General features: G+C 64.3%; 25 protein-coding genes and 1 pseudogene. 5 read left to right on the top strand and 21 right to left on the bottom strand.

Annotated features, from left to right (window positions below):
- The first annotated feature begins 175 nt into the window (after positions 1-175).
- Complete coding sequence (locus GDN70_RS23890) at positions 176-523, top strand: hypothetical protein (protein WP_038970964.1); 348 nt, start codon at positions 176-178, stop codon at positions 521-523.
- Here GDN70_RS23890 and GDN70_RS23895 read toward each other — a convergent pair.
- The 7 genes from GDN70_RS23895 to GDN70_RS23925 all read right to left on the bottom strand — a co-directional run bounded on the left by GDN70_RS23895 (position 513) and on the right by GDN70_RS23925 (position 6,702).
- Positions 513-1,427: a DUF1932 domain-containing protein gene (locus tag GDN70_RS23895; RefSeq protein WP_038946347.1), complete on the bottom strand. Its 915-nt coding sequence runs from the start codon at positions 1,425-1,427 to the stop codon at positions 513-515. The two genes, GDN70_RS23890 and GDN70_RS23895, sit on opposite strands and share 11 nt — an antisense overlap.
- Positions 1,427-2,296 (bottom strand): hypothetical protein, encoded by an 870-nt coding sequence (locus GDN70_RS23900; RefSeq protein WP_038946346.1) that lies wholly within the window; start codon positions 2,294-2,296, stop codon positions 1,427-1,429. Before GDN70_RS23900 ends, GDN70_RS23895 begins: the two co-directional genes overlap by 1 nt.
- 21 nt (positions 2,297-2,317) lie before the next feature.
- On the bottom strand, positions 2,318-3,001 hold the full coding sequence (locus tag GDN70_RS23905; protein ID WP_038970953.1) for a 4-carboxy-4-hydroxy-2-oxoadipate aldolase/oxaloacetate decarboxylase: 684 nt from the start codon (positions 2,999-3,001) through the stop codon (positions 2,318-2,320).
- The gene (locus GDN70_RS23910; protein WP_027517331.1) at positions 2,998-3,711 is read right to left on the bottom strand and encodes a PIG-L deacetylase family protein; all 714 of its coding nucleotides are present in this window, start codon (positions 3,709-3,711) and stop codon (positions 2,998-3,000) included. The genes GDN70_RS23905 and GDN70_RS23910 overlap by 4 nt, the downstream gene beginning before the upstream one ends.
- Before the next feature lie 67 nt (positions 3,712-3,778).
- Complete coding sequence (dctA, locus tag GDN70_RS23915) at positions 3,779-5,080, bottom strand: C4-dicarboxylate transporter DctA (protein ID WP_038970954.1); 1,302 nt, start codon at positions 5,078-5,080, stop codon at positions 3,779-3,781.
- Positions 5,077-5,961: an amidohydrolase gene (locus GDN70_RS23920; RefSeq protein WP_038946343.1), complete on the bottom strand. Its 885-nt coding sequence runs from the start codon at positions 5,959-5,961 to the stop codon at positions 5,077-5,079. The genes dctA and GDN70_RS23920 overlap by 4 nt, the downstream gene beginning before the upstream one ends.
- A gap of 30 nt (positions 5,962-5,991) precedes the next feature.
- Entirely contained in the window at positions 5,992-6,702 is a 711-nt protein-coding gene (locus GDN70_RS23925; protein ID WP_038946342.1) for a TetR/AcrR family transcriptional regulator, read from the bottom strand.
- Positions 6,703-6,815: 113 nt separating this feature from the next.
- Here GDN70_RS23925 and GDN70_RS23930 point away from each other — a divergent pair, with 113 nt between their 5' ends.
- Complete coding sequence (locus tag GDN70_RS23930) at positions 6,816-7,796, top strand: tripartite tricarboxylate transporter substrate binding protein (protein ID WP_038946341.1); 981 nt, start codon at positions 6,816-6,818, stop codon at positions 7,794-7,796.
- Positions 7,797-7,874: 78 nt separating this feature from the next.
- On the opposite strand, the gene GDN70_RS23935 is transcribed toward GDN70_RS23930, so the two are convergent.
- A complete protein-coding gene (locus tag GDN70_RS23935; RefSeq protein WP_038970956.1) occupies positions 7,875-9,014 on the bottom strand; it encodes a mechanosensitive ion channel family protein in 1,140 nt (379 codons plus the stop codon).
- 128 nt (positions 9,015-9,142) lie between these two features.
- On the opposite strand from GDN70_RS23935, the gene GDN70_RS23940 reads away from it, so the two are divergent.
- Positions 9,143-10,393 (top strand): DUF763 domain-containing protein, encoded by a 1,251-nt coding sequence (locus GDN70_RS23940; protein ID WP_038970957.1) that lies wholly within the window; start codon positions 9,143-9,145, stop codon positions 10,391-10,393.
- A 38-nt stretch (positions 10,394-10,431) separates the two neighbouring features.
- Here the strand turns inward: GDN70_RS23940 and GDN70_RS23945 are convergent, their stop codons facing one another.
- The 6 genes and pseudogenes from GDN70_RS23945 to GDN70_RS23970 all read right to left on the bottom strand — a co-directional run bounded on the left by GDN70_RS23945 (position 10,432) and on the right by GDN70_RS23970 (position 13,854).
- The gene (locus GDN70_RS23945) at positions 10,432-10,674 is read right to left on the bottom strand and encodes a hypothetical protein (RefSeq protein ID WP_028145226.1); all 243 of its coding nucleotides are present in this window, start codon (positions 10,672-10,674) and stop codon (positions 10,432-10,434) included.
- 82 nt (positions 10,675-10,756) lie between these two features.
- Positions 10,757-10,957 carry a hypothetical protein gene (locus GDN70_RS23950; RefSeq protein ID WP_028145227.1) on the bottom strand — a complete coding sequence of 67 codons (201 nt, stop codon included), beginning with the start codon at positions 10,955-10,957 and terminating at the stop codon, positions 10,757-10,759.
- A 13-nt stretch (positions 10,958-10,970) separates the two neighbouring features.
- Entirely contained in the window at positions 10,971-11,156 is a 186-nt protein-coding gene (locus GDN70_RS23955; RefSeq protein ID WP_028145228.1) for a hypothetical protein, read from the bottom strand.
- A gap of 141 nt (positions 11,157-11,297) precedes the next feature.
- Positions 11,298-12,566 carry a cytochrome P450 gene (locus tag GDN70_RS23960; RefSeq protein ID WP_038970958.1) on the bottom strand — a complete coding sequence of 423 codons (1,269 nt, stop codon included), beginning with the start codon at positions 12,564-12,566 and terminating at the stop codon, positions 11,298-11,300.
- Between the two features lie 90 nt (positions 12,567-12,656).
- On the bottom strand, positions 12,657-12,983 hold the full coding sequence (locus tag GDN70_RS23965) for a hypothetical protein (RefSeq protein ID WP_018320980.1): 327 nt from the start codon (positions 12,981-12,983) through the stop codon (positions 12,657-12,659).
- Positions 12,984-13,088: 105 nt separating this feature from the next.
- Positions 13,089-13,854, bottom strand: a pseudogene (locus GDN70_RS23970) (ferredoxin--NADP reductase).
- Between the two features lie 157 nt (positions 13,855-14,011).
- Here GDN70_RS23970 and GDN70_RS23975 point away from each other — a divergent pair.
- Complete coding sequence (locus tag GDN70_RS23975; protein ID WP_028145232.1) at positions 14,012-15,208, top strand: amidohydrolase family protein; 1,197 nt, start codon at positions 14,012-14,014, stop codon at positions 15,206-15,208.
- 124 nt (positions 15,209-15,332) lie between these two features.
- Complete coding sequence (locus GDN70_RS23980) at positions 15,333-16,022, top strand: hypothetical protein (RefSeq protein ID WP_028145233.1); 690 nt, start codon at positions 15,333-15,335, stop codon at positions 16,020-16,022.
- A 10-nt stretch (positions 16,023-16,032) separates the two neighbouring features.
- Here GDN70_RS23980 and GDN70_RS23985 read toward each other — a convergent pair whose 3' ends face one another.
- From GDN70_RS23985 to GDN70_RS24015, 7 genes are all read right to left on the bottom strand, one after another.
- Entirely contained in the window at positions 16,033-16,419 is a 387-nt protein-coding gene (locus GDN70_RS23985; protein WP_028145234.1) for a hypothetical protein, read from the bottom strand.
- A 160-nt stretch (positions 16,420-16,579) separates the two neighbouring features.
- Positions 16,580-17,035: a MarR family winged helix-turn-helix transcriptional regulator gene (locus GDN70_RS23990; RefSeq protein WP_028145235.1), complete on the bottom strand. Its 456-nt coding sequence runs from the start codon at positions 17,033-17,035 to the stop codon at positions 16,580-16,582.
- Positions 17,036-17,060: 25 nt separating this feature from the next.
- Entirely contained in the window at positions 17,061-17,765 is a 705-nt protein-coding gene (locus GDN70_RS23995) for an ABC transporter ATP-binding protein (protein ID WP_028145236.1), read from the bottom strand.
- Positions 17,762-18,553 carry an ABC transporter ATP-binding protein gene (locus tag GDN70_RS24000; protein ID WP_028145237.1) on the bottom strand — a complete coding sequence of 264 codons (792 nt, stop codon included), beginning with the start codon at positions 18,551-18,553 and terminating at the stop codon, positions 17,762-17,764. The genes GDN70_RS23995 and GDN70_RS24000 overlap by 4 nt, the downstream gene beginning before the upstream one ends.
- Complete coding sequence (locus tag GDN70_RS24005; RefSeq protein ID WP_028145238.1) at positions 18,550-20,439, bottom strand: ABC transporter permease; 1,890 nt, start codon at positions 20,437-20,439, stop codon at positions 18,550-18,552. The genes GDN70_RS24000 and GDN70_RS24005 overlap by 4 nt, the downstream gene beginning before the upstream one ends.
- A 147-nt stretch (positions 20,440-20,586) precedes the next feature.
- Positions 20,587-21,789 (bottom strand): ABC transporter substrate-binding protein, encoded by a 1,203-nt coding sequence (locus GDN70_RS24010; protein WP_028145239.1) that lies wholly within the window; start codon positions 21,787-21,789, stop codon positions 20,587-20,589.
- A 79-nt stretch (positions 21,790-21,868) separates the two neighbouring features.
- A complete protein-coding gene (locus GDN70_RS24015) occupies positions 21,869-22,453 on the bottom strand; it encodes an amino acid synthesis family protein (RefSeq protein WP_018320970.1) in 585 nt (194 codons plus the stop codon).
- Between the last annotated feature and the right edge of the window lie 15 nt (positions 22,454-22,468).

The raw sequence follows: 22,468 nt of genomic DNA on the forward strand, positions 1-22,468 counted from the left end.
AATCGTCGGGAACACGGCTGATCGTCGGACCGTTTCGTACCGATTCACGGCCGATACGTCCCCAGATCCGAGCCCGGTAGAATCCCGGACCGTAGCTGTGCGCATTGCGCAACGGGTCGTCCGGATCATACTAAGGGGACGCACTGAACGAGCTGTTCAGTGGGGAAGTATGTATATGTTCAGCGCATTCAGTAGCATCGATTATCGCTCCATTCGGGCCAACTCGCCGGCTGAAACCGCCGTCAAGCGACTGAATGGTATTGGCGAAGTCCTATCTGGCCTCGATATCTCGGCGATCCACACGCAGGACGACATGACCCGCGCGCTCTGGACGCTGGATACCGCCGACAAGTGCATCCGCATGATTCTCACCGAGTTCCGCACCGCGCCCGCCAAGGAGCAAGTCGTCCGCGAGGCCAAGCGCCTGGTCGACCTGATCGAGCTCGCCCGTGACGAAATCTCGAACTATCGCGACAGCGACAGGGTTTTGAGCTCAACCCACGCGTTCGGCGTCAGCGTTTGATCTTGCTCAGGATTCGATCTGCCTCGGTACGCCAATCAGCGCTGCGCGCGAACTCCGCCGTGCCCCTGACGCCGAACAGACCTTCATCAGCAAGGTCAGCCACCCAGGCCTGACGCTCTGCCGTGCCCTGCGCGGACCATGGTGTCAGTCCCGCCTCACGCACGGTCTCGGCGACCTCACGCACCTCCTCGGCTCGCCGGCGACCGTGCTCGATCACGCGCTGGAAGAAATAGGCGCCCTGCTTCTCCCAGTTGATCCCGGGGAACGTCTCCGCGAGCGAGGCCAACACCGCATCCTCGACCCCATAGGCACGCGCGGTCGTAAAACTCTCGATGACCATCGCCTCCAGGCCCTTGATCAAGATGCTGCGGCACATCTTCACCGCGGAGGACACGCCGAGCTTGTCGCTCGCGACCTTGGCGGCAAAGCCGATGGTGTTGAGCAGCGGCTCGATCTCTCTCGCGCCGGGGCCGCCGAGCAGCAGCGGCACCTTGATGCGATACGGCGGCACCGAGGTCATCACCGCACCCTCGACATAGCGGCCGCCTCCGCCGTCGATCAGCGCAGCAGCGCGCTGCTTGGCGCCCGGAGAGGCCGAATTGAAATCAAGGAACCAGTTACCCTGGTTGATCGCAGCGGCGCAGGCCTTCGCCACCGGCACGGCCTGGCTGGCGGTGACCGCGGAGATGATGAAGTCCGATTTCGCCGTCAACTCGGCGTGCGAGGCCGCAAGCGCCACACCGTGTTTCGCCGCATGCTCCTTCAGCGGCGCGCCCTGCTCGCCCCCGAGCTTGATGTCATAAGCCGAGACCTTGATGTCCTGCTGGCGCAAATCCTCGGCCAAGATTTTGCCGACTTCGCCGTAGCCAACCAGACCGATCTGCCATCGTTTCGGATCCACCATCAGTTCAATCCTCGTGTCGTCTCGTCGAACAGCTCCTCGACAGCATAGCGGCGCGGGATCAGCGCCTGCTGGAATGCGTAGTCGACGATCAGCTCCAGCGGCTTCCGGTTGGCCTCGATCCCGAACGGGACAAGGTCAGGCGTTGCCACTGCTCCCGCCTGCTCCTTGTTCCGCTTGAGCAGATCATAAACGCCCACAACGACGTCGGGCCGCGATTTCGCAAGTTGCTCGGTCACGACCACGAGGTGATTGACCGGGACGACGCCGCGCCTCGCGTACCATCTGGCGGCCTCCGCGGCTGGATCGGAGAAGAGCGGCTTCAGCTTGGGATTGTCACAGGTCTCGCCGAGGACGGCGTCGAGCTCACCGTCGAGCAGCATCTGCAGGATCTTCTTGTCCTTCGGGGCGCGCTCGGTGGTGTCGACATATTCGGCCACGTGCGGATCCTCGAAGGTGATCCAGCGGATCGTGTCGAGATTGACGCCATAGTCGTTGGCGAGGATGCCCCTGATCCAGGCGCCGGTCGTGGTCGTGAACGAGCGGATGCCGACGCGCTTGCCTTCGAGATCGGACGGCCCGAGCATTCCCCGTGCGGGATTGTACAGCGCATAGGAATGCTGGAAGCGCCCGAGCATGGTCGCCGGCAGCAGCACCAGCGGCTTGCCGTGCGCCTTCGCCATCAGATAGGTGACGATCGCCATCTCGCAGACCTCGAAGGCCTGCTCCCGCACCATCGGCTTGAACGCGGTGTTGGTCGGCGTGTACGCGATGAAGTCGAGATCGAAAAGATCGGAGCGGAGTTCGCCGCCCTTCACCGCCTGCACGTGGGGGTGGCTACCGAGCACGGCCTTCAGCTTGAGACGATCCATCCACCCGCTCCCACCGTTGCTCTAGACATCCTCGGTATTGTCGACATAGACGAGCCCGGCCTTCGCCAGCGCTTCGCGCATGCCGTACATGTCGAGGCCCAGTTCGCCCGAGGCAAGGCGCGTGCGCTTGCCGCCCTCGTCCGCGTTGCGCCTCCTCGCCTTCTCGGCGACCTCGGCGGCATAGCGCTTCGGGACCACCACGACGCCATCGTCATCGGCGACGACGATATCGCCGGGGTCGACATTGACGCCGGCGCAAACGACGGAGACGTTGACCGAGCCGAGCGTCGCCTTGACTGTGCCCTTGGCCGACACCGCACGCGACCACACCGGAAACTCCATCTCGTGCAGCGCTTTGACGTCGCGGCAACCGGCATCGATGATCAACCCCTGCACGCCACGTGCCTGCAGCGAGGTCGCCAGCAATTCGCCGAACATGCCGTCGGTATTGTCGGTGGTGCAGCCGACGACGAGGATGTCGCCCTTTTTGCACTGCTCGACCGCGACATGGATCATCCAATTGTCGCCGGGCTGCGCCAGCACCGTGACGGCGGGCCCCGCAATCGACGCACCAGACCAGACCGGACGCAGATAGGGCTTCATCAGGCCGATGCGGCCGTAAGCCTCGTGCACGGTCGAAACACCGTACTCGGCTATGTCGGCGGGATCGGCCCGCTCAATGTTGCGAACGACGACCGGCTTCATGCCAGCTCCTCCGCAACCGTCGGGAACAGGCGCTGATAGGCCTCGCCATAAGTCATGGGCACGCCGGTGTTGCGGCTGCCCTGAATACCACGGTTGAGCGCGACCCGCTCGTAATAGCCCCAGAGGTGTTTTTGCGCAGCGAGAATCTGGAACGCCTCGTACTTCTCCTTCCAGACCTCGTCGATCTTGAGGAGCAGATCCGGCTTGTAATTGCACTGCTCTGGCTGATGCGGCTCGAACAGGAACACCGGCGGCGCCGAATATTTGTACTGCGCGCCGGGCTTGTGACCCATCGCCTGCGCGACCACGCGGGTCTCCTGCGCGAAATGCGCCGCGTTGGGATGGTCGAAATTATAGGGGTCTTCCAGCGCGTGGGTCAGCACGAAACTGGGATTAAGCTCGCGATAGATGTCGACCATGCGGTCGAAATGCGCCTCGGTGAGCTTGAGAGGATAATCGCCGCAATCGAAGAACTCGATCTCCGCGCCGAGCAGTTTTGCCGCGCGCTCCGCTTCGTCCTTGCGGCCGGCCTTGACCGATTCCAGCGTCGCGCCCTTCTCCTTCCAGGCGAACTGGCTCTCGCCGCGCTCGCCAAAGGACATGCAGACGATCTTCATGCGATAGCCCTTCTTCGCATGCAGCGCGATCGCGCCGCCGGCGCGCCAGACGAAATCGCCGGGATGGGCGGTGATGACCAGACCTGTCTTCATGGGAGAAACTCCCCTCTCTTGTTCGTAACCATCATAGGCCGCCTGCGTCACGCCGGAAGCCACTTCATCAGATTGCAGCGGCCACTTGTTCCTCGCCGTCGAGCACGCGCCTCAGGCGCTCGCCGTCGAGCGCGCCTTCCCATTTGGCAATCGCGATGGTCGCGACCGCGTTTCCGATCAGGTTGGTCGGCGTCAAGCCCTGCGACATCAGGCGATGGATGCCGAGCACCAGCGCAACGCTCGTCACCGGGATGGTGCCGGTCGCCGACAGCGTCGCCGCGAGCACGACGAAGGCGGCGCCGGCGATCCCCGCCGCCCCCTTGGAGGTCACCAGCAGGATCAGCAAGAGCTCGATCTGCTCGGCCAGCCCGAACGGCGTGTTGGTTGCCTGCGCCAGGAACACCGAGGCCGCCGCGAGGTAGAGGCAGGTGCCGTCGAGATTGAAGGAATAGCCCGTCGGGATGACGAGCCCGACCACGCTCTTCTCGCAGCCCGCTTTCTCCAGCTTGGTCAGCATCCGCGGCAGCACCGTCTCCGACGATGTCGTGGCTATGCAGATCAACAGCTCTTCCCAGATGTAGCGGATCAGCTTGAGCAATGAGAAGCCGCAGAGCCGCGCCACCGGGCCGAGCGCCACGACGATGAAGACCACACAGGTGAGATAGAAGCCTCCGAGCAGCTTGCCGAGCGAGGCCAGCGATCCCACGCCGAACTTGCCGACCGTAAAGGCGATGGCACCGAAGGCACCGATCGGCGCCGCACACATCACGAAACCGACGACGGCGAACACCATTTTCGCAGCGATGTCGATCAGATGGACCAGCGGCGCGGCCCGTTCGCCGAGCTGCACCAGCGCAAAGCCGCAAACGACCGAGATGAACAGCACCTGGAGGATGTTGCCTTCGGCAAAGGCGCCGATGAACGTCGCGGGCACGATGTTCATCAGGAACGGCACGAAGCCAATGACGCTGGTCTGCTTGACATAAGGCTCGATCGCGCTGGCATTGATGCTGGCGGGATCGATGTTCATGCCGACGCCGGGCTTGAGCAGGTTGATCGCGATGAGACCGATGATCAGCGCGATCGTGGTCATGATCTCGAAATAGACGATCGCCTTCACGGCGACGCGCCCGACCCGCGCCATGTCGGCCATATGGGCGATGCCGTGCACGACGGTGCAGAAGATGATCGGCGCGATCAGCATCCGGATCGCCTTGATGAAGGCATCCCCCAGCGGCTGCATCTTGGCGCCCGCCTCGGGACTGGCGATCCCAAGCGCGATGCCGGCGGCCATGGCGATGAGCACCTGGATCCAGAGCTCCCTCCACCAGGGCCGCCCGCGCGGCTTGTCGATTGCAAGCACGGTCATCGGTCGAACTCGAACAGGCGCGCCGGATTGTCGACAAGGATCTTCTGCTGGAACTCGGGTTCGGGCGCGAACAGCGGAATCAGGTCGACGAGGTCGCCGTCATTCGGCATCACCTTGACGTTAGGATGCGGCCAGTCAGTGCCCCAGATGACGCGATCCGGCGCGGTCTCGACGATCTTTCGCGCGAACGGCACCGCATCGGTAAAGGGCGGACCGCTGGAGGACACCCGCTCCGAGCCGCAGATCTTGACCCAGCATTTCTCGTCGCACTGCATCAGCTCGATCAGGATCCTGAAGGGAAGCTGATCGAGCCCCTGCGCCGCCTTCACACGGCCCATATGGTCGATGGTGTAGCCAAGCGGCAGCCTGGTCAGCATGTCGGCATATTCAGGCAAATCGATCGCATCGAAGTGCAGATCGATGTGCCAGCCAAGCGGCGTGACCATCGCGATGATACGGTCGAACACGCGCTTGTCGGGCACGCCGCCGAGATGGCGGACGAAATTGAAGCGGCAGCCGCGGAAGCCACCTTCGTGCAGCACACGGAGCTCGCGCTCGGTGATGCTGTCGTCGATATTGGCGACCGCACGGTAGGCGCCATTGCTCTCAGCGATCGCATCGAGCGCCACACTGTTGTCGGTGCCGTGCACGCTGGCATTGACGATGACCGCACGCTCCACGCCGAGCTTGGCATGCAACGCCCCGAAATCCTCCAGCGGCGCGTCCGGCGGCGTGTAGGACCGGTCAGGCGCATAAGGGTATTTCGCACCGGGCCCGAAGATGTGGCAATGCGCGTCGCATGACAGCTTCGGCAGCTTGAACTTGGGCGTGCGCGTGTTCGGATCGGGCGGCGGAATGGTGGGCGTGTACATCATCGTCATCACTTCAACCGTCGGGCGAGACGGCTTCTTTCAAGTCCTGCTGCTGACGACCGGCCGCCGCCGCGACGGCGCGACATGATCGAGCGGCGGCGCCTGGAAGGAGGCAACCGTGGCCTGCACCAGCTGCTCGATAGCGCTGGCGGCATCGCCGCCATCGGCTTCGCCGCGCGACAGGCGCGAGACGCGATCGGGCGTCACCAGCGAGTAATAAAGTGCGCCTAGCAGGAAGTGACTGCGCCAGACAATGTCGGTGCGCGGAATGTGCGGCAGGCTCTCGTGGACCGCATCGATGAAGGCGTGGCTGGTGTCGTCAAATGTCTGCGCGATGATTTTTCGCGCGACCTCGTTGCCTTCGGCCGACATCACGGCGCGCAGCCGCGTGAAGCGCGCACCGCCGCCGGCAAGATCGCTGCCTGAGGTGAAAGCCGGCACGACATAGGCGCGCACCACCGCCTCCAGCCGGTCCTGGAGATCACGCACGCGCCTCGCGGCGGCGAGCAGTTCCGAACGGCGCAAATTCATCGGCCCGCAATGGCGCCGGTAGATCTCCAGCAGCAGGCCGTCCTTGGTCTTGAAATGATAGGTGACGCTGCCTGGATTGGCTCCGGCAGCCTGCGCGATGTCGCGCACCGAGATGGCATTGAAGCCGTTGGTGGCGAACAGCTCCTCGGCCGCGGCGAGGATCGCCTCGCGCATGTTCGGCTTGCGGGCCGTTTCCTTGCTGGTGGGTTTGCGTACCATGTGATTTGTACTATCGTACAAAAGATCAGGTCTCGTCAACAAAAACCATGGGCGGCATCCAGACGACCCGAAGACCGATGCAAGGATGCGCGCCCGCAAGGAGTGCTGGGAAAATGCTGGGTTTTAACAAGACAATCGGCGGATTGATGCTGGGCGCCGGTTTACTGCTGGCGGGCAGCGCCGCGCAGGCCGCCGACAATTATCCGAGCAAGCCGGTTCACATCCTCGTGCCCTACGCGGCCGGCGGCGCGGTCGATGTGCTCGCGCGCACGCTGGGCCAGGCGCTGGCGAAGTCTTGGGGGCAGCAGCCGGTGGTCGACAATCGTCCAGGCGCCGGCGGGATCGTCGCCTCGCAGGCGCTGACACAGGCCGCGCCCGACGGCTACACGCTGATCCTGGTCGCGAGCGGCCATCCGCTCAACCAGTTCATCTATCCGAGCGTGCCCTACGACACGTTTAGGGATTTTACCGCAATCACCGAAGTCGCCTCCTCACCGCTCGCGATCGTCGTGGCCAAGGACAGCCCCTACAAGACGCTCGGAGATCTCCTCGCTGCGGCGAAGAAGGAGCCGGACAAGCTCTCCTACGGCATGTCCGGCAATGGCACCTCGGCGCACCTGGCCGGCGAACTGTTGAAACACATGTCCGGCAGCAAAATCGTCGCGATTCCCTACAAGGGCGGCGCGCCGGCGCTGACCGCCGTGATCGCAGGCGAAATCCCGCTCAGCATCAATCCGCTTGCGGAAGCGATCGGTCAGCTCGAAGGCGGTCCGGTGCGCGCACTCGCGGTGACCTCGGCCGAACGCTCCAAGGCGCTACCTGACGTCCCGACCGTCGCAGAATCCGGCGTCGCCGGTTACGACGTTTCGGTGTGGTGGGGCGTGCTTGGTCCGGCAAAAATGCCGCCGGAGATCGTGGCGAAGCTCGAAACCGATCTGAAGGCAGCGCTTCAGGACCCGAACGTGCTGTCGACGCTCGGCAAGATCGGCGCCGCTCCGGTCGGCTCCTCTGCCAAGGAGTTTGACGCCTACATGCACGCCGAGGCAACCAAATGGGAGCCGGTGCTGAAGGCGGCCAACATCCGCGCGCAGTGAGCAGCAGCAGGCGGCCTTGCGCGGCGCGGTCAGGACTTCGCGCGCGTAGCAAGCCTCGGCTCAGCAACAAGGGCCTGTTCAGTTGTGGGCCCTCGCCCGCATCTTCTCCGGCGTAACGGGCCGTAGGAAATCGGCATCATCGTCGGTCGACGGGATCAGGATCGCGCGCTCGCGCGGCAGCGCCTCCGGCATCTCGTCGCGGATGAAGGCCACGAGCTTTTCCCTGATCTCGCAGCGCAGGTCCCACGACTGCGGCGCGTTTCTCGCGCTGACCAGCGCGCGGAGCTCGATGGTCCGCGAGTCCGCCTCGATCACCTGGAGATTGACCACGGCACCATCCCAGAGCTTGGACTGTTTCACGGCGTCCTCCAGCCAACGCCGGATGCGCGGGACGTCGGCACGATAGTCGACGTGGAGCGCGATCACGCCGATCAGGGATGCGGTGTCGCGGGTCCAGTTCTGGAACGGCTTCTCGATGAAATAGGACAACGGCACCACCATGCGGCGCCAGTCCCACAGCCGGATCACGACATAGGTCGAGGCGATATCCTCCACCCAGCCCCATTCGTTCTCGATGATCACGGCATCCTCGATGCGGATCGGCTGCGTGATCGCGATCTGCAGGCCTGCGATCAGGTTGCTGAGCAGCGGCCGGGCGGCAAGGCCGACGATGATGCCGGCCGCGCCGGCGGAGGCGAACAGGCTGACGCCATATTGCCTCACCGAATCGAACGTCATCAGCGCGGTGGACACCGTGATGACGACGATGATGGTGTCGGTGACGCGCTTGAACACGCGAACTTGCGTCACGTGCTTGCGCGCGACGAAATTCTCGCTGACGTCGCGGAAATTCTGCAGATAGCGCGCCGCGCTCATGTCCACGATCCGGATCGAGATCCAGCCGATCAGGGCAATGACGGCCACGACGAACAGGCGCATCAGCGGCGTGCGGATCATGTCGTCGAGCGGGGCAAGCGGCAGGACCAATGCGACGGCCGCCAGGCAAAGCGCCAGCTGGGCCGGGCCGGCGGTGCGGTCGATGAATACGCTCAGGAGCGGAAGGCGGGTTCCGAAGGCGCGCGCGAGCAGCCATACGGCGAGCCGGTAGACGAACAGCGCAAGCAAGATCGCGCCGACAACCAGGCCGAGGCCGACAAACCACGACGGTATCCAGCCGAACATCCTGTCGATGTCAGCCATCAGGGCCTGCAAATTCATCGATTGTCCCCGTCATTGCATTCGCATAGCCCGCTCAACGCCTCCCGGCCGGCTTCGCTCCCCTCTCTCGTGCAACGCAGCATTCCGCAGATGCAACCGTCGCCGAACTGCGCTAATTTGTGAGCACCATGACCAGACGTACCGGCAGCGCCGATCTTCCCTTGCACACCGGACGGGTTCCGCCGTGGCTCGCGAGCCGCATGGCTTCGCTGGGATCGATCGTCACGCAGGCGATCGTGCATCATTACGGCCGCGATGCGTTTCTCCAGCGGCTGTCCCATCCATTCTGGTTCCAGTCATTCGGCGCCGTGATGGGAATGGACTGGCACTCCTCCGGCATCACGACATCCGTGATCGGCGCACTGAAGCGCGGGCTCGGGCCGCTCCAGGACGAGCTTGGCATCTATGTCTGCGGCGGCCGCGGCCAGCATTCGCGCAAGACGCCGGACGAGTTGATGCAGCTCGGCGACCGCGTTGGATTCGACGGCGCACAGCTCACCCGCGCCAGCCGCCTGGTGGCGAAGGTCGACAGCGCGGCCGTGCAGGACGGCTTCGACCTCTATCTCCACGGCTTCTTCGTGACCGCCGACGGCAAATGGACGGTGGTGCAGCAGGGCATGAACGGCGACAAGCGGCAGGCCCGCCGCTATCACTGGCATTCCGAGGCGCTGAAGAGCTTTGTCGATACGCCGCACAGCGCGATCGACGGCCCGCAGCAAGGCGAGATCGTCAATCTCACCGACCACCGCGCCGATATCTCGCGGAGCGCGCAGCTCGAGCTCCTCAACGATCTCGGCCCCGATCGAATCCTCACTGAATTCGAGCGGCTCACCGGGCCTGCGCCCGAGCCTGCGCAGGCCATGCTGCCGCATCTGATCATGCCCGCGCATCACGATGTCCGGCCGAAGGATGTGTTCGCGCGGCGCCTGCACGGCACCCTCGCCGCAGCCGCCGAACGCGGCCCGGTCGATTTCCCGGAGCTGCTGCTGACGCCCGGCGTCGGCGCGCGCACCGTGCGCTCGCTGGCGATGGTCGCCGAGGTCGTGCACGGCGCGCCCTATCGCTTCAGGGATCCCGCGCGTTTCTCGCTCGCCCATGGCGGCAAGGACCGGCATCCCTACCCTGTGCCGATCAAGGTCTATGACGAGACCATCCGCGTGCTGAAGGGCGCGATCCAGAACGCCAAGCTCGGGCGTGATGAAGAGATGCAGGCGATGAAGCGGCTAGATGATCAGGCACGGCGGCTGGAACGCACCGCGCACGGCCCGTCGGTCGAGACCTACATCGCCGGCGAGCGCGCGGCGTCACCCGACCTCGACGGCCGCTCCGTCTTCGGCTGGGAGCGCGATCTCGTGCCGACAAAAAAGCGGACCGGCTGAAGACCGGTCCGCAAGTTTCAGCGGGAGGAACGGCTCTCTCAGGTCTCGTCAGTCTCCGGCGTCTCGTCGAGCCGGTTGGCTGCATGATCCTGATACTGTTCGGTCTGAATGGACTTGCCGTCCATGCCGCGAATGTCCGAATGCTGGGCCTTGTCGCGGTTGGACAGGACCATGTTATCGCCGATCTTGTCCTTGGGCACTTCGGTCAATGCACCGGTGCCGTCGCCCTTGCCATGCATGCCGGATCTGAAGTGCGTCTTGCTGCCGTGCCCACTTGGCATCAGTCTCTCCTCTTGCAGTGATCGCCCGTTGAAAGCTCGGTACTCCCGTTGCACCGGCGTCGGTCGCGGCGGCCGCTGTGGTCTATCTGCCGCCGCCCTTGCCGGCCGCATCGTGGCGGTGATGGGAATCCTGCTCGCCTCCACCACCGGAGACGCGGCTGTGGCTTCGCTGTTCATCGTCCGCAGGCGGCTTCTTCACCTCCAGCGGCGCCTTCGCGTTCTCATGCGATGCCCCGGGGCCGCCCTGACGAATGCTGCTGGGTGTCTTGGTGGATGTCGACATGAATGTCGCCTCCTCAACGGTCTTGCTGGTGTCCCTGATTGGTCGTGTTCTGCTTGATGTTGCCTTGTTGGCCCTGTTGGTCCGGATTTTCCGCGCGCTGCTGGCCGCGCGGAGTCTGATCGGCCGACGTTTGCTTAGTGTCGCCAGTTCCCTTCCGGCTCTGATTGTCCGGCGGAACATTCGGCATTTTGCTGGTCATGATCCAACCTCTCTGAGAGATGGGAATCCCTGGACACGCAACTGTTCCTTCGCATGCCATCAGGTCCCGGTGGACAACAGCAAGCGCCACAGGCTGTTCCGAGCAGATCATGGTCAGCGACGATTTGCCGAAGAGAGAGCCTCACTCCGCCCGAACGGGAGAACGATCAGCCATCGCCGGCGCCGCAGCGGTAAATGTTCCGTGGACCGCGGCCGTGACAGGAAGCTTCGCAATCATGCGAATCCCCGGCCGCTTGCGCCAATGGATCTGCGAGGGATCGACGGCCAGACCAAGTTTCGGCCAGCGCACGAACAGCGCTTCCAGCGCGCAGGCCGCCTCGATGCGCGCCAGCTGATGGCCGAGGCAGAAATGGATTCCTGTCCCGAACGAGAGGTGACGGTTCGGCTTGCGCTCGAGATCGAGGCTTTCGGGACGATCATGCATCGCCGGATCCATGTTTGCGGCGGCGAGCATCACCATGACACGGTCGCCCTTCTTCAAACGCACGCCTTCGACCTCGACGTCCCGCCGCACATAGCGCGGTTTTGAAAATTGCACCGGAGAGACGAAACGCAAGAACTCTTCCACCGCAAGCCCGGCGCGGCTCCAGTCCTGTTCCAGCCAATCGTGAAGGCCGGGATTCCTGAGCAGCTCGTAGGCGGAACCGCTGATGAGATGCGTGGTCGTCTCGGAGCCGGCTGCAAGCAGCAGAAACACCATCGAGACCATTTCATCCGGCGTGATCTGAGCACCCTCGCGCTCGACCTGGACCAGTTCGGCGATCAGGCCTTCACCGCCCTGCACGCGCGCGGCCTGCAATTGCTGCTCGAGGTAGGCCCGCATCTTGCGAAAGGCCCACAGCAATCGACAGAAGCTGACGACATTCGTCAGCGAGGACATCGCGTTGCCCCAGGCGATGAATTTGGGCCGGTCGGCCAGAGGCAATCCCAGAAGCTCGGAGATCACTGCGAGCGGCAGGATGCGCGCGTAGCGCTGGACCAGATCTGCTGGCCATCCCTCCGCGAACAGCTCGTCGGCCAAGCCGTCGGCAATGGCACGGATGCGCGGCTCCATCGCGACGATGGCACGACGGCGAAAGGCCTCGTCCACGATGCTGCGGAGCCTCGTGTGATCTGGCTCGTCCATCGTCAGCATGTTGTTGGCGATGGTCCTGACGAAGCTCGGCATCCACCAGCGCAGACTCGCGACGTCGCCATCCTCCTTGCGCAGCGTGAAGGTGGCGCCGTCTTTCAGCACCTGTGCCGTCGCGTCATGGGTCGTGGTGATCCAGACATTGCCGACCAGGGGAAATCGCGTCGCGACGAGAGGACCGGACATGCGCAACGCCGCGATCGCCTTGGGCGGATCACGAAAGAAGGCCTCGCTTGTGAAATCGAGGCGCGCTGTCATGGGATCACCGGAGTGATTGTTGGCGTCTCACCCAAATGGTATGGGCGGGCCAACGCGCAAGGGTCGGAACTGGCGCGAGGAGACGAAGACCTATCCACGCCCGGGCGAGCGCTGGCCGGTCTTGCGCTGCTGCTGGTTGGTATAGGCGTCCCAATGGCTCCAGCTGCCGTTGCTGAGGCTCTGCATGTCGGTGCCGAGCGGACGGCGCGTGCGCTTGTCGTGATCGGCGATCACGCGCTCGGACTGGGCGATCTTACGCTTGAGTTCCGCGATCGCCTTCTGGGTCTGGCCGTTCCGCTTCGAGGAGGCGATCTCACCCATCGTGAAGCGCGCGGTCTCCAGCGCCTTCAACTCGGCGCGGTTCTTCTTCAACTGGACCCGGTGCCAGGCGATGTTGCTGTCGCTGTCCGCAACCATGTGGGAACTCCGCTGATTCGTTCCCACAGTGTATCAAGCGCCGAATCGGCGCCGCAACGGGCCCGACGCGGCGAAAATGCGGTCTTCTCAAGCAAGAATTGCGTGTTAGCGCTCGGCAAAGGCCTTTTCGACCACGAATTGGGCCGGCTCGCCGTGATTGCCCTCGACAAAGCCGCGCTCTCCCAGGAGCACGCGCGTATCAGCGACCAGTGCCGGGCTGCCGCAAATCATGACGCGGTCGTGGGCAGCCTCCAGCACCGGCAGGCCAATATCGGCGAACAGCTTGCCCGTGGTGATGAGGTCGGTGATGCGGCCGCGGTTGCGGAAGGGATCGCGCGTCACGGTCGGATAGTAGATCAGCTGATTCTGAATGTACTCGCCGATCAGTTCGTCCTTCGGCAGCGTCTCGGTGATCATCTCGCCATAGGCGAGCTCCTTGACGTGCCGGCAGCCGTGCAGCAGCACGACCTTCTCGAACCGCTCGTAGGTTTCGGGGTCCTTGATCACGCTCAGGAACGGCGCAAGACCCGTGCCGGTGCCGATGAGGTAGAGGTTGCGCCCCTCCTCCAAATTGTCGATCACCAGCGTGCCCGTGGCCTTGCGGCTGACGATGATCTCGTCGCCTTCCCTCAAATGCTGGAGCCGCGAGGTCAGCGGACCGTCCGGCACCTTGATCGAGAAGAACTCGAGCGTGTCCTCGTAATTGGCGCTGGCGACGCTGTAGGCCCGCAGCAGCGGCTTCTCCCCGACCTTGAGCCCGATCATGGTGAATTCGCCGTTGCGGAAGCGGAAGCCGGGTGGTCTTGAAGGAGAACAGCGTATCGGTCCAGTGGTGGACGCTCAAAACACTTTCCTGATTGAAATTGCTCATCTCACCTTCCCTGTCGCGTCCAATGCGGTTCCGAGGCGGGCAGCTATGCGTCGTTTGTACACGATCATTCGTATACTAATGAATAATCCTGCTTGATCCCGCGGTCAAGGCTGCCCAAGATCGAAAGCGTTGCAGTTAGGAATAAGGAGCCCCTTCCATGGCGCATGACGCACCCCAGGCCGCCGGACCCTCGAAGCTCGTGATCCGGAACATCGGCCTGATCCTGTCCGGCGCCCTGGAAAAGCCGATCCTGGATGGCGACACGATCGTCGCCGAGAACGGCAAGATCACCGCGATCGGCCGCTTCAAGGACGTCGACATCGAAGGCGCGACCACCATTGTCGACGCCCAGGGCACCACGGTGGCGCCGGGCCTGATCGACAGCCACGTCCACCCCGTTGCGGGCGACTGGACGCCGCGACAGAACCAGATCAACTGGATCGACAGCTATCTGCATGGCGGCGTCACCACCATGATCTCGGCCGGCGAGGTTCACATGCCGGGCCGCCCCCGCGACGTCGTCGGCCTGAAGGCGATGGCCATCTTCGCCCAGCGCGCGTTCTGGACCTTGCGTCCGGGCGGCGTGAAGGTTCACGCCGGCGCGCCGGTGATCGAATGCGAGATGGTCGAGGAGGACTTCAAGGAGCTGGCCTCCGCCGGCGTCAAGCTGCTCGGCGAGGTCGGCCTCGGCGGCGTCAAGGACGGTCCCACCGCACGCAAGATGGTCGGCTGGGCACGCAAATACGGCATCCAGAGCACCATCCACACCGGCGGCCCCTCGATCCCCGGCTCCGGCCTGATCGACAAGGACGTCGTGCTGGAGGCCGACACCGACGTGGTCGGCCACATCAATGGCGGCCACACCGCCCTTCCCGACGACCAGATCCGCTGCATCTGCGAGGGCTGCAAGCGCGGTCTCGAGCTGGTGCATAACGGCAATGAGCGCTCCGCTCTGTTCACGCTGCGCACCGCGCGCGAGATGGGTGATCTGCACCGGGTCATCCTCGGCACCGACGCGCCCGCCGGCTCCGGCGTGCAGCCGCTCGGCATTTTGCGCATGGTCTCGATGCTGTCCTCGCTCGGCGAGCTGCCGGCCGAGATCGCCTTTTGTCTCGCCACCGGCAACACCGCCCGGATGCGCGAACTCGATTGCGGCCTCATTGAAGTGGGGCGATCCGCCGACTTCGTCATCATGGACAAGGCCCAGCACTCGCCCGGCAAGAACATCCTGGAGAGCGTCCAGCTCGGCGACCTCCCGGGCATCGGCATGACCATCATCGACGGCATCGTGCGCACCCAGCGCAGCCGCAACACCCCGCCGGCGGGCAAGGTGCCGGAGGTGGTGGCGAAGTGACGCAGCCGGAGCGGCACACTGCTCCGCACCTCCCTCGATGGCGTTGAACAAGTCTGCGACCTGCTGCGTCTAACGCAGGCAGCCCCCGGTGGCGGCATTTGATTGCTGGACCATCGAGGAAAACATGAAGAACTCATCGCGAATAGCCCTCGGCGTTGCTGGCGCGGTGGCGGGCTATGTCGCGATCTTTGTGCTGTTTTCCCTGTTCGAATTCGGCAACCGCGCGGACCCGATCACCTCGGGTCTGTTGGGACTGTTCGTCTACTCCCCCATCGGCGCGATCGCCGGCGCGGTGTTTGCCAACTGGCTGGTGACGCGTTCAGGCGAGGACGCAGGCAATGGCAGCGTCGGGCGCAACAGCCTGAAGTCTCTCGGCGTCGTCGTCCTGCTCTGCGTCGCCGGGATCGGCATCTACATCGCCTACGCCTATGCGACGGCGACGCCCTGGCTCAACCGGAACGGCGGCAATCCCCTGCTCGTATTCGAGGTGCGTTTTCCGGCCGGGGTCACGGTGCCGACATCAGCCCAGGGCATCACCATCGAATTGCAGACCGACCTCAACACGATGCCGGGCGAAGTGACCCCGGCCGCCTTCTATCGTGACGGCGACCAGCCCGTCATCGCAGGCGACGTCGAGCTCGCGTTTCGAACCTCGCACCGGCAGCTCGCCGTCAATATCGAGGGCCAGCCGAGCCGAATCTACCCGATCGACTTGACGGCCCGGGCGCCGCATACGCCGGAGTTCGGGACCTGGCGGCGGCTCGCCGACGGCAGCGAAATCCGCTACCGCGCCAAATGGCCGGGCAAGACATAAGCGTTCGAGATCAGCGCTTGTTCGCGATCTCACAACGCACATAGGTCTGGCGCTTAGCCTGCCCGACCGGTCCGTTGTCCATCACCAGCTTGCCGTCGGTTGCGATGGAGACCCGGGGATTGGACCGAAACTTCTCGCCCTCGCCTTCGCAGGCGAGCTTCATCTTCCAGCCGAGCTTTCCGTCGGCGGTGATCTCGCCGGCGCGGCAGCGCGTCTCGTACCAGTAGAGGCGGTTGCCGCCCTCGATGCTCATGCGGTTGGGGCTGTCGTCGTCGCGGCAGTCCTTTTTGGTAGACGCCCAGAAGCCTTCGTAGGGCTGCGCGGCAAAGGCAGGCGCGCTGCCCGCCAGCGCCGCACCGAGAGTGAGGAGCATTACAAATCTCGTGGCGACTCTCATGAATAAAGACCTCGACAGACCCTCCATCGAGATTAGTCGCCAGTCCTCGCACCTTGTTCAACTGCCGTAGGTGGGCAAAGCGAAGCGTGCCCACCATTGAGAAGTGGTGGGCACGGCGCTTCGCGCCTTTGCCCACTCTACGAGACCGTCTACGGCACCCTCACCGCAGCTTGTTCAACAACGCCATCAGCATCTCGCGCTCCCTGGGCTCGAGCGGCGCCAGCGTCTCGCGGGTGATGGCCAGCGCGTTCGGCGCGACCTTCTCCGAAAGCTGCTGACCGGCGCGCGTCAGGCTGACAAGGAGCCGCCGACCGTCCTCGGGATCCTGGCTGGTCTCGGTCAACCCGCGCGCCGTGAGCCGATCGATCACGCCCTTGATGGTCGCGACGTCCATCGCCGTCAGCCGGCCGAGCTGGTTTTGCGAGCACGGCCCGGTCTCGGCGAGTTTCGACAATGCCGCCCACTGCGTCGGCGTCAGATTGGTGCCGATATCGCGGGAGAAGATCGAGCTGTGGCGCTGCCAGACCTGGCGCAGGATGAAACCGACCTGCTCGTCGAGCACGTAAGGCGGTTTTCCCGGTTTGACGCTCTTCTTGGCCGTGACGCTTCTCGCCATCCGCTCGCTGCCCCTCCCTTTGCGTTCACAACGACAGATGCGCGTCGCGGATATCCGGACGCGCATCGAGCTCGGCCATGGTGCCGCCGAAGCAGATGCGGCCGCGCTCGATGATGTAGGCGCGATCCGAAATCAGCCGCGCGAAATGCAGATTCTGCTCGGAGACGACGATGCTGACGCCCTCCTTCTTCATGGTCAGGATGGCGTCGACCATCTGCTCCACGATCTTCGGCGACAGACCTTCCGAGGGCTCGTCCAGCAGCACCAGCGACGGATTGCCCATCAGCGTCCGCGCAATCGTCAGCATCTGCTGCTCGCCGCCGCTCATGCGCCCGCCGGGACGGTTCTTCATCTCGCCGAGATTTGGAAACAGCGCGAACAGCTTTTCGCGTGTCCAATGCGGCGCGTTCGGACGCTTGGGCTGCCTGCCCACTTCGAGATTCTCCTCGACGGTCAGGTCGGTGAATATCCGGCGCTCCTCCGGCACATAGCCGAGCCCCTCGCGCACGATCTCGTGGGTCGGCTTGGCCGAGACGTCCTTGCCCTCGAACATGATGCGGCCGGTTCGTTGCGCGACCAGGCCGACGATCGAGCGAAACGTCGTCGACTTGCCGGCACCGTTGCGCCCGAGCAGCGCAACCACCTCGCCCTCGCCGACCTCGAAGCCGATGTCGAACAGGATATGCGCCGGGCCATAATGGCTGTTGAGGCCCTCGACGGTGAGCTTCATATTGATGCTCCGTCGCGATGGCGGGCATCGTAGACCAGGCCCTCGCCGAGATAGACCGCCTGCACCTGCGGATTGCCGCGCACCTCGGCCGGCGTGCCCTCGGCGATCAGCGTCCCTCGATTCAGCACGATGATGCGGTCGGCATGCTCGAACACCACGTCCATGTCGTGCTCGGTGAAGAGCACGCCGATCGATTTCTCCCGCGCGATGCTCGCGGTCAGCCGCATCAGGTCGACGCGTTCGCGCGGCGCCATGCCGGCGGTCGGCTCGTCCATCAACAGCAGCTTGGGCTGGTTGGCGAGCGCCACCGCAAGCTCGAGCCGCTTGAGGTCGCCATAGGCAAGCTCACCACAGGGGCGATCGGCATAGCCGCCCATGCCGACCAGCTCGAGCAGACGGCCGGCCTCGCCGCGGTCGAACTTCGGCGCCGAGCCGAACAGATTGAACAGCTGCCTCCCGTGCGAGATCAGCGCAACCTGCACGTTCTCGCGCACGGTCATGGTGGCGAAGGTCGCGGTAATCTGGAAGGTACGCCCGACACCCATGCGCCAGATCTCGCGCGGCTTCTTCCCGGTGGTCTCTTCGCCGAGCAGACGGACTTGCCCGGTATCAGGCTTGTTCTGGCCGTTGAGCATGTCGAAGCAGGTGCTCTTGCCGGCGCCGTTCGGCCCGATCAGCGCCAAAATCTCGCCGGCGCGCAGCGAGAACGCGACGCCGCGCACGGCATGGATGCCGCCATAGGATTTGGTCAGACCTTCGACCGCAAGAAGTGGGGGTGCAACACTCATTCGGCAGACTCGATCGGCTTGGCGAGCAGAGGTGATCCCGGCGGCGACGCCTTCCTGCGACGCTGCGCCAGCATCTCCAGCATGCCGACAATGCCCTTGGGGAAGACGACGACGATCAGAACGATGAAACCGCCGAGCACGAGTTTCGACAAATCGGTCTGGCTGACCAGCCAGATGTTCAAGGCCTTGTAGACGATGGCGCCGATCACCGCGCCGGACACCGTCTCGACACCGCCGAGCAGCACCATCACCAGCGCATCGACCGAGAGCGAGATGCCGAGATTGTCAGGGAAGACGCTGCCCTTGAGGTAGGCGAACAGCGCGCCGCCGATGCCGGCGGTCGTGCCTGCGATCACGAAGGCGGTCCACTGGATGCGCTTGGCATTGATGCCGATCGCCTCCGTACGCAGGAGCGAGTCGCGCGTGGCGCGGAGCGCGTAGCCGAATGGCGAGAATACCATGGCCCGAAGTGCGATGGTCACCAGCGCCGCAACGCCGAGCGCCAGCCAATAGAAGTGCGACGGGCTAGCCGCCCATTTTTCCGGCCAAACGCCCAAGATGCCGTTGTCACCGCCGGTGACGCTCACCCACTGGAATGCGATCGACCACACGATCTGCGCGAAAGCGAGCGTCAGCATCGCAAAGTAGACGCCGGAGAGCTGCACGGCGAAGAAGCCGAACACGGCCGCGCCCATGCAGCCGAGCAGCGGCCCGAGCAGCAGGCACACGATCATCGGCAACCCCGCCATCTTGGCGAGGAAGGCGACGCCGTAGGCACCGAGCCCGAAATAGGCGGCATGGCCGAAGGACGCGAGCCCGCCGACCGACATCAGGAAGTGGAGGCTGACGGCAAAGATGACGAAGATCGCGATCTCCGAGCCGACGGTCAGCGCATAGTTGCCGGCGAACAGCGGCAGCGTCGCTGCGATCACGAGCGCGGCAAGCGCTGCAAGCCGCTCGTTCGACGTCAGCGGGCGCCAGGGATTGACGGTGAGACCGGGCGTCTTGCGCGCCGGCGCCTCCGGTTTGCCGAACAGACCCCAGGGTCGCACGATCAGCACCACCGCCATCACCAGGAAGACCAGGATGATGGAAATCTTGGGGAAGATCAGGATGCCGAAGGCATTGAGCTCGGAGACCAGCACCGCCGCGACGAACGCGCCGACGATGCTGCCGAGGCCGCCGATCACGACCACGACGAAGACTTCGACGATGATGCGCAGATCCATCGCGTGATGCACGGCATCCCGCGGGATCTGAAGCGCGCCGCCCAGCGCGGCGAGGAAGACGCCGACCGCGAACACCGACGTAAACAGCCATTTCTGATTGACGCCGAGCGCTGCGACCATGTCGCGGTCCTGCGTCGCCGCGCGTACCAGGACGCCCCAGCGCGTGCGCTGGAACAGCAGCCAGAGAATGCCGAGCACGACGGGCCCGAGCACGATCAGGAACAGATCGTAGCTCGGGATGTTCTGGCCGAAGAAATCGATGGCCCCCTTGAATCCGGGCGCACGACGGCCGACGAGATCGTCGGGCCCCCAAATCAGGACGACGAGATCCTCGACCATCAAGGTCAGGCCGAAGGTCGCAAGCAGCTGGAACAGCTCGGGGGCGTGATAGATGCGGCGGAGCAGCACCATCTCGACCAGCACACCGATCATCGCCACGGCAATCGCGGCCAGCACGATACTGCCCCAGAAGCCAAATGCGCCCGACAGGCGCTCCGTCAGCGTGAAGGCAATGTAGGCGCCGATCATGTAGAAGGCGCCATGCGCGAAATTCACGATCCGCGTCACGCCGAAGATGATCGACAGGCCCGAGGCCACCAGGAACAGCGACGCCGCGCTGGCGAGACCGGTCAGAAACTGTACGACGTAAAAGGCCATCGGCGGTCCGGGTTCGGGGAACTCGTAGGGTGGGTTAGCGCAGCGTAACCCACCACCTTTTCTCGTGTGGCACCGAAAGAGGTGGGTTACGCCGAGCAGATACGCTTTGCGCATCTGCAGGGCTAACCCACCCTACGGCAGCGGGGATCAATCCTTCGGACGCAGCTTCTCGACTTCGGCATCGCTGGGCAGATAGTCCGAGCCCTTCTTGTAGGACGAATCCACCATCACGCCCTTGCCGTCCTTCAGCGCGGTCTTGCCGACAAAGGCACCGAGCGTCGACTGATGGTCGATCTTGCGGAAGGTGATCTCGCCGAATGGCGAGGGCATCGACAGCCCCTCTGCCGCGGTGATCAGCTTCTCCGGATCAGTCGAGCCCGCCTTCGCCAGGATCGCGGCGGCCGCCTTGATGGTCTGGTAGCCAACGATCGAGCCGAGGCGCGGATAGTCGTTGTACTTGGCCTGGTACGCCTTCAGGAACGCGTCGTGCTCGGGCGTCTTGATCGAGTACCAGGGGTAACCGGTGACGATCCAGCCCTCGGGCGTCTCGTCCTTGAGCGGATCGAGATATTCCGGCTCGCCGGTCAGGAACGAGACAACCTCGCGCCCCTTGAACAGGCCGCGGGTGTTGCCTTCGCGCACGAGCTTGACGAGGTCGGCGCCGAAGGTGACGTTGAGGATCGCTTCGGGATTGGCGGCGGCAACAGCCTGCACCACCGGACCCGCGTCGATCTTGCCCTGCGGCGGCCACTGCTCGTCGACCCACTGGATGTCAGGGCGCTTCTCCGACATCAACTTCTTGAACACGGCAACCGCGGACTGGCCGTATTCATAGTTCGGCGCGATCGTCGCCCAGCGCTTGGCGGGCAGCTTGGCGGCTGCTTCCACCAGCATCGCCGCTTGCATGTAGTTGGAAGGGCGCAGGCGGAAAGTGTATTTGTTGCCCTTCGACCAGGTGACGGCATCGGTCAGCGGCTCGGCCGCGAGGAAAAACACCTTCTTCTGGTTGGCGAAGTCGCTGACGGCGAGGCCGATGTTCGACAGGAACGTACCCGTCAGCATCGCGACGCCCTCGCTCGACACCAGCTCATTCGCCGCAGTCTGCGCGTCCGCCGGCTTGCCGCCGTCGTCCTTCGAGATCACGACCAGCTTCTTGCCATTGATACCGCCGGCCGCGTTGATCTCTTCGACCGCGAGCTGCCAGCCCTTGCGATAGGGTTCGGTGAACGCCGGCAGCAGCGAATAGCTGTTGATCTCGCCGATCTTGATGTCCTGCGCCAGGGCCGAATGAGCCATGCCGCCCGCCAGAAGCGCAAAGGCCGCGCCGACGAAGTAATTTCTTGCTCGCATCCCAACCTCCAGTTTTGAACTCTTTACGTCTTCTGCCTGATCTCATCGGAGAGGCTGTGCCCGCCTCCCGCTTCGAGCCCTATCTCAGACCGTCCTCGCCCTTCACTTCCGCAACGGTAAGACCGCCGACGCGCGGCAGCGGCCGGCCGCTGTCCGTGACGGCGACCGCGACCATGATCTCGTTGGCCCGCGGCGCGTCGTTGATCTGCACCTCCATGCCGTCGAAATGGCTGCGCACGAACGCGGCGTCCTTGTGCCCAAGCGGGATGTCGAGCGTCGTGCCCGGCCCGCTGCGCTTCTTCGACGACGGGATCAGGGCCGCGCCCTTGCTCAGTACTTTCCGCACCGGCGCGCCCATCTTGGGGTGGAGGATCGCGGCGGCATGCTCCAGCTCGCCGTTCTCGCCGACAGCGGCAGCCTTGCCGTAGCTCTGCGCCTTCGCGCCATCGATGCCGAGCGCCGCCACGGCGCGCTTCGACAAGAGCTCACCGAGCTCTTCCCCGATCGCGATCAGCGGCGAGAGGTCCTCGACATATTGTCCGGCAAAGGGATTTTCGATCACGGCGATCGCAGCCGCGCGCCGGGTCGGCGGCGAGACCTGGCGGCCCATCTCCATCTGCGTCTCTTCGACGACGGTGACGATCTTGCGGATGATCGCGCTCATGTTTCACTTCCCTGT

This window comes from Bradyrhizobium sp. TM102 (genome assembly GCF_009176685.1).
Classification (GTDB): domain Bacteria; phylum Pseudomonadota; class Alphaproteobacteria; order Rhizobiales; family Xanthobacteraceae; genus Bradyrhizobium; species Bradyrhizobium ottawaense.

What these genes read in the sequence shown, in the direction of transcription:
- GDN70_RS23890 (WP_038970964.1), top strand. Translation starts at nt 176, where the DNA reads ATGTTCAGCGCATTCAGTAGCATCGATTATCGCTCCATTCGGGCCAAC.
- GDN70_RS23895 (WP_038946347.1), bottom strand. Translation starts at nt 1,427, where the DNA reads ATGGTGGATCCGAAACGATGGCAGATCGGTCTGGTTGGCTACGGCGAA.
- GDN70_RS23900 (WP_038946346.1), bottom strand. Translation starts at nt 2,296, where the DNA reads ATGGATCGTCTCAAGCTGAAGGCCGTGCTCGGTAGCCACCCCCACGTG.
- GDN70_RS23905 (WP_038970953.1), bottom strand. Translation starts at nt 3,001, where the DNA reads ATGAAGCCGGTCGTCGTTCGCAACATTGAGCGGGCCGATCCCGCCGAC.
- GDN70_RS23910 (WP_027517331.1), bottom strand. Translation starts at nt 3,711, where the DNA reads ATGAAGACAGGTCTGGTCATCACCGCCCATCCCGGCGATTTCGTCTGG.
- dctA (WP_038970954.1), bottom strand. Translation starts at nt 5,080, where the DNA reads ATGACCGTGCTTGCAATCGACAAGCCGCGCGGGCGGCCCTGGTGGAGG.
- GDN70_RS23920 (WP_038946343.1), bottom strand. Translation starts at nt 5,961, where the DNA reads ATGACGATGATGTACACGCCCACCATTCCGCCGCCCGATCCGAACACG.
- GDN70_RS23925 (WP_038946342.1), bottom strand. Translation starts at nt 6,702, where the DNA reads ATGGTACGCAAACCCACCAGCAAGGAAACGGCCCGCAAGCCGAACATG.
- GDN70_RS23930 (WP_038946341.1), top strand. Translation starts at nt 6,816, where the DNA reads ATGCTGGGTTTTAACAAGACAATCGGCGGATTGATGCTGGGCGCCGGT.
- GDN70_RS23935 (WP_038970956.1), bottom strand. Translation starts at nt 9,014, where the DNA reads ATGAATTTGCAGGCCCTGATGGCTGACATCGACAGGATGTTCGGCTGG.
- GDN70_RS23940 (WP_038970957.1), top strand. Translation starts at nt 9,143, where the DNA reads ATGACCAGACGTACCGGCAGCGCCGATCTTCCCTTGCACACCGGACGG.
- GDN70_RS23945 (WP_028145226.1), bottom strand. Translation starts at nt 10,674, where the DNA reads ATGCCAAGTGGGCACGGCAGCAAGACGCACTTCAGATCCGGCATGCAT.
- GDN70_RS23950 (WP_028145227.1), bottom strand. Translation starts at nt 10,957, where the DNA reads ATGTCGACATCCACCAAGACACCCAGCAGCATTCGTCAGGGCGGCCCC.
- GDN70_RS23955 (WP_028145228.1), bottom strand. Translation starts at nt 11,156, where the DNA reads ATGACCAGCAAAATGCCGAATGTTCCGCCGGACAATCAGAGCCGGAAG.
- GDN70_RS23960 (WP_038970958.1), bottom strand. Translation starts at nt 12,566, where the DNA reads ATGACAGCGCGCCTCGATTTCACAAGCGAGGCCTTCTTTCGTGATCCG.
- GDN70_RS23965 (WP_018320980.1), bottom strand. Translation starts at nt 12,983, where the DNA reads ATGGTTGCGGACAGCGACAGCAACATCGCCTGGCACCGGGTCCAGTTG.
- GDN70_RS23975 (WP_028145232.1), top strand. Translation starts at nt 14,012, where the DNA reads ATGGCGCATGACGCACCCCAGGCCGCCGGACCCTCGAAGCTCGTGATC.
- GDN70_RS23980 (WP_028145233.1), top strand. Translation starts at nt 15,333, where the DNA reads ATGAAGAACTCATCGCGAATAGCCCTCGGCGTTGCTGGCGCGGTGGCG.
- GDN70_RS23985 (WP_028145234.1), bottom strand. Translation starts at nt 16,419, where the DNA reads ATGAGAGTCGCCACGAGATTTGTAATGCTCCTCACTCTCGGTGCGGCG.
- GDN70_RS23990 (WP_028145235.1), bottom strand. Translation starts at nt 17,035, where the DNA reads ATGGCGAGAAGCGTCACGGCCAAGAAGAGCGTCAAACCGGGAAAACCG.
- GDN70_RS23995 (WP_028145236.1), bottom strand. Translation starts at nt 17,765, where the DNA reads ATGAAGCTCACCGTCGAGGGCCTCAACAGCCATTATGGCCCGGCGCAT.
- GDN70_RS24000 (WP_028145237.1), bottom strand. Translation starts at nt 18,553, where the DNA reads ATGAGTGTTGCACCCCCACTTCTTGCGGTCGAAGGTCTGACCAAATCC.
- GDN70_RS24005 (WP_028145238.1), bottom strand. Translation starts at nt 20,439, where the DNA reads ATGGCCTTTTACGTCGTACAGTTTCTGACCGGTCTCGCCAGCGCGGCG.
- GDN70_RS24010 (WP_028145239.1), bottom strand. Translation starts at nt 21,789, where the DNA reads ATGCGAGCAAGAAATTACTTCGTCGGCGCGGCCTTTGCGCTTCTGGCG.
- GDN70_RS24015 (WP_018320970.1), bottom strand. Translation starts at nt 22,453, where the DNA reads ATGAGCGCGATCATCCGCAAGATCGTCACCGTCGTCGAAGAGACGCAG.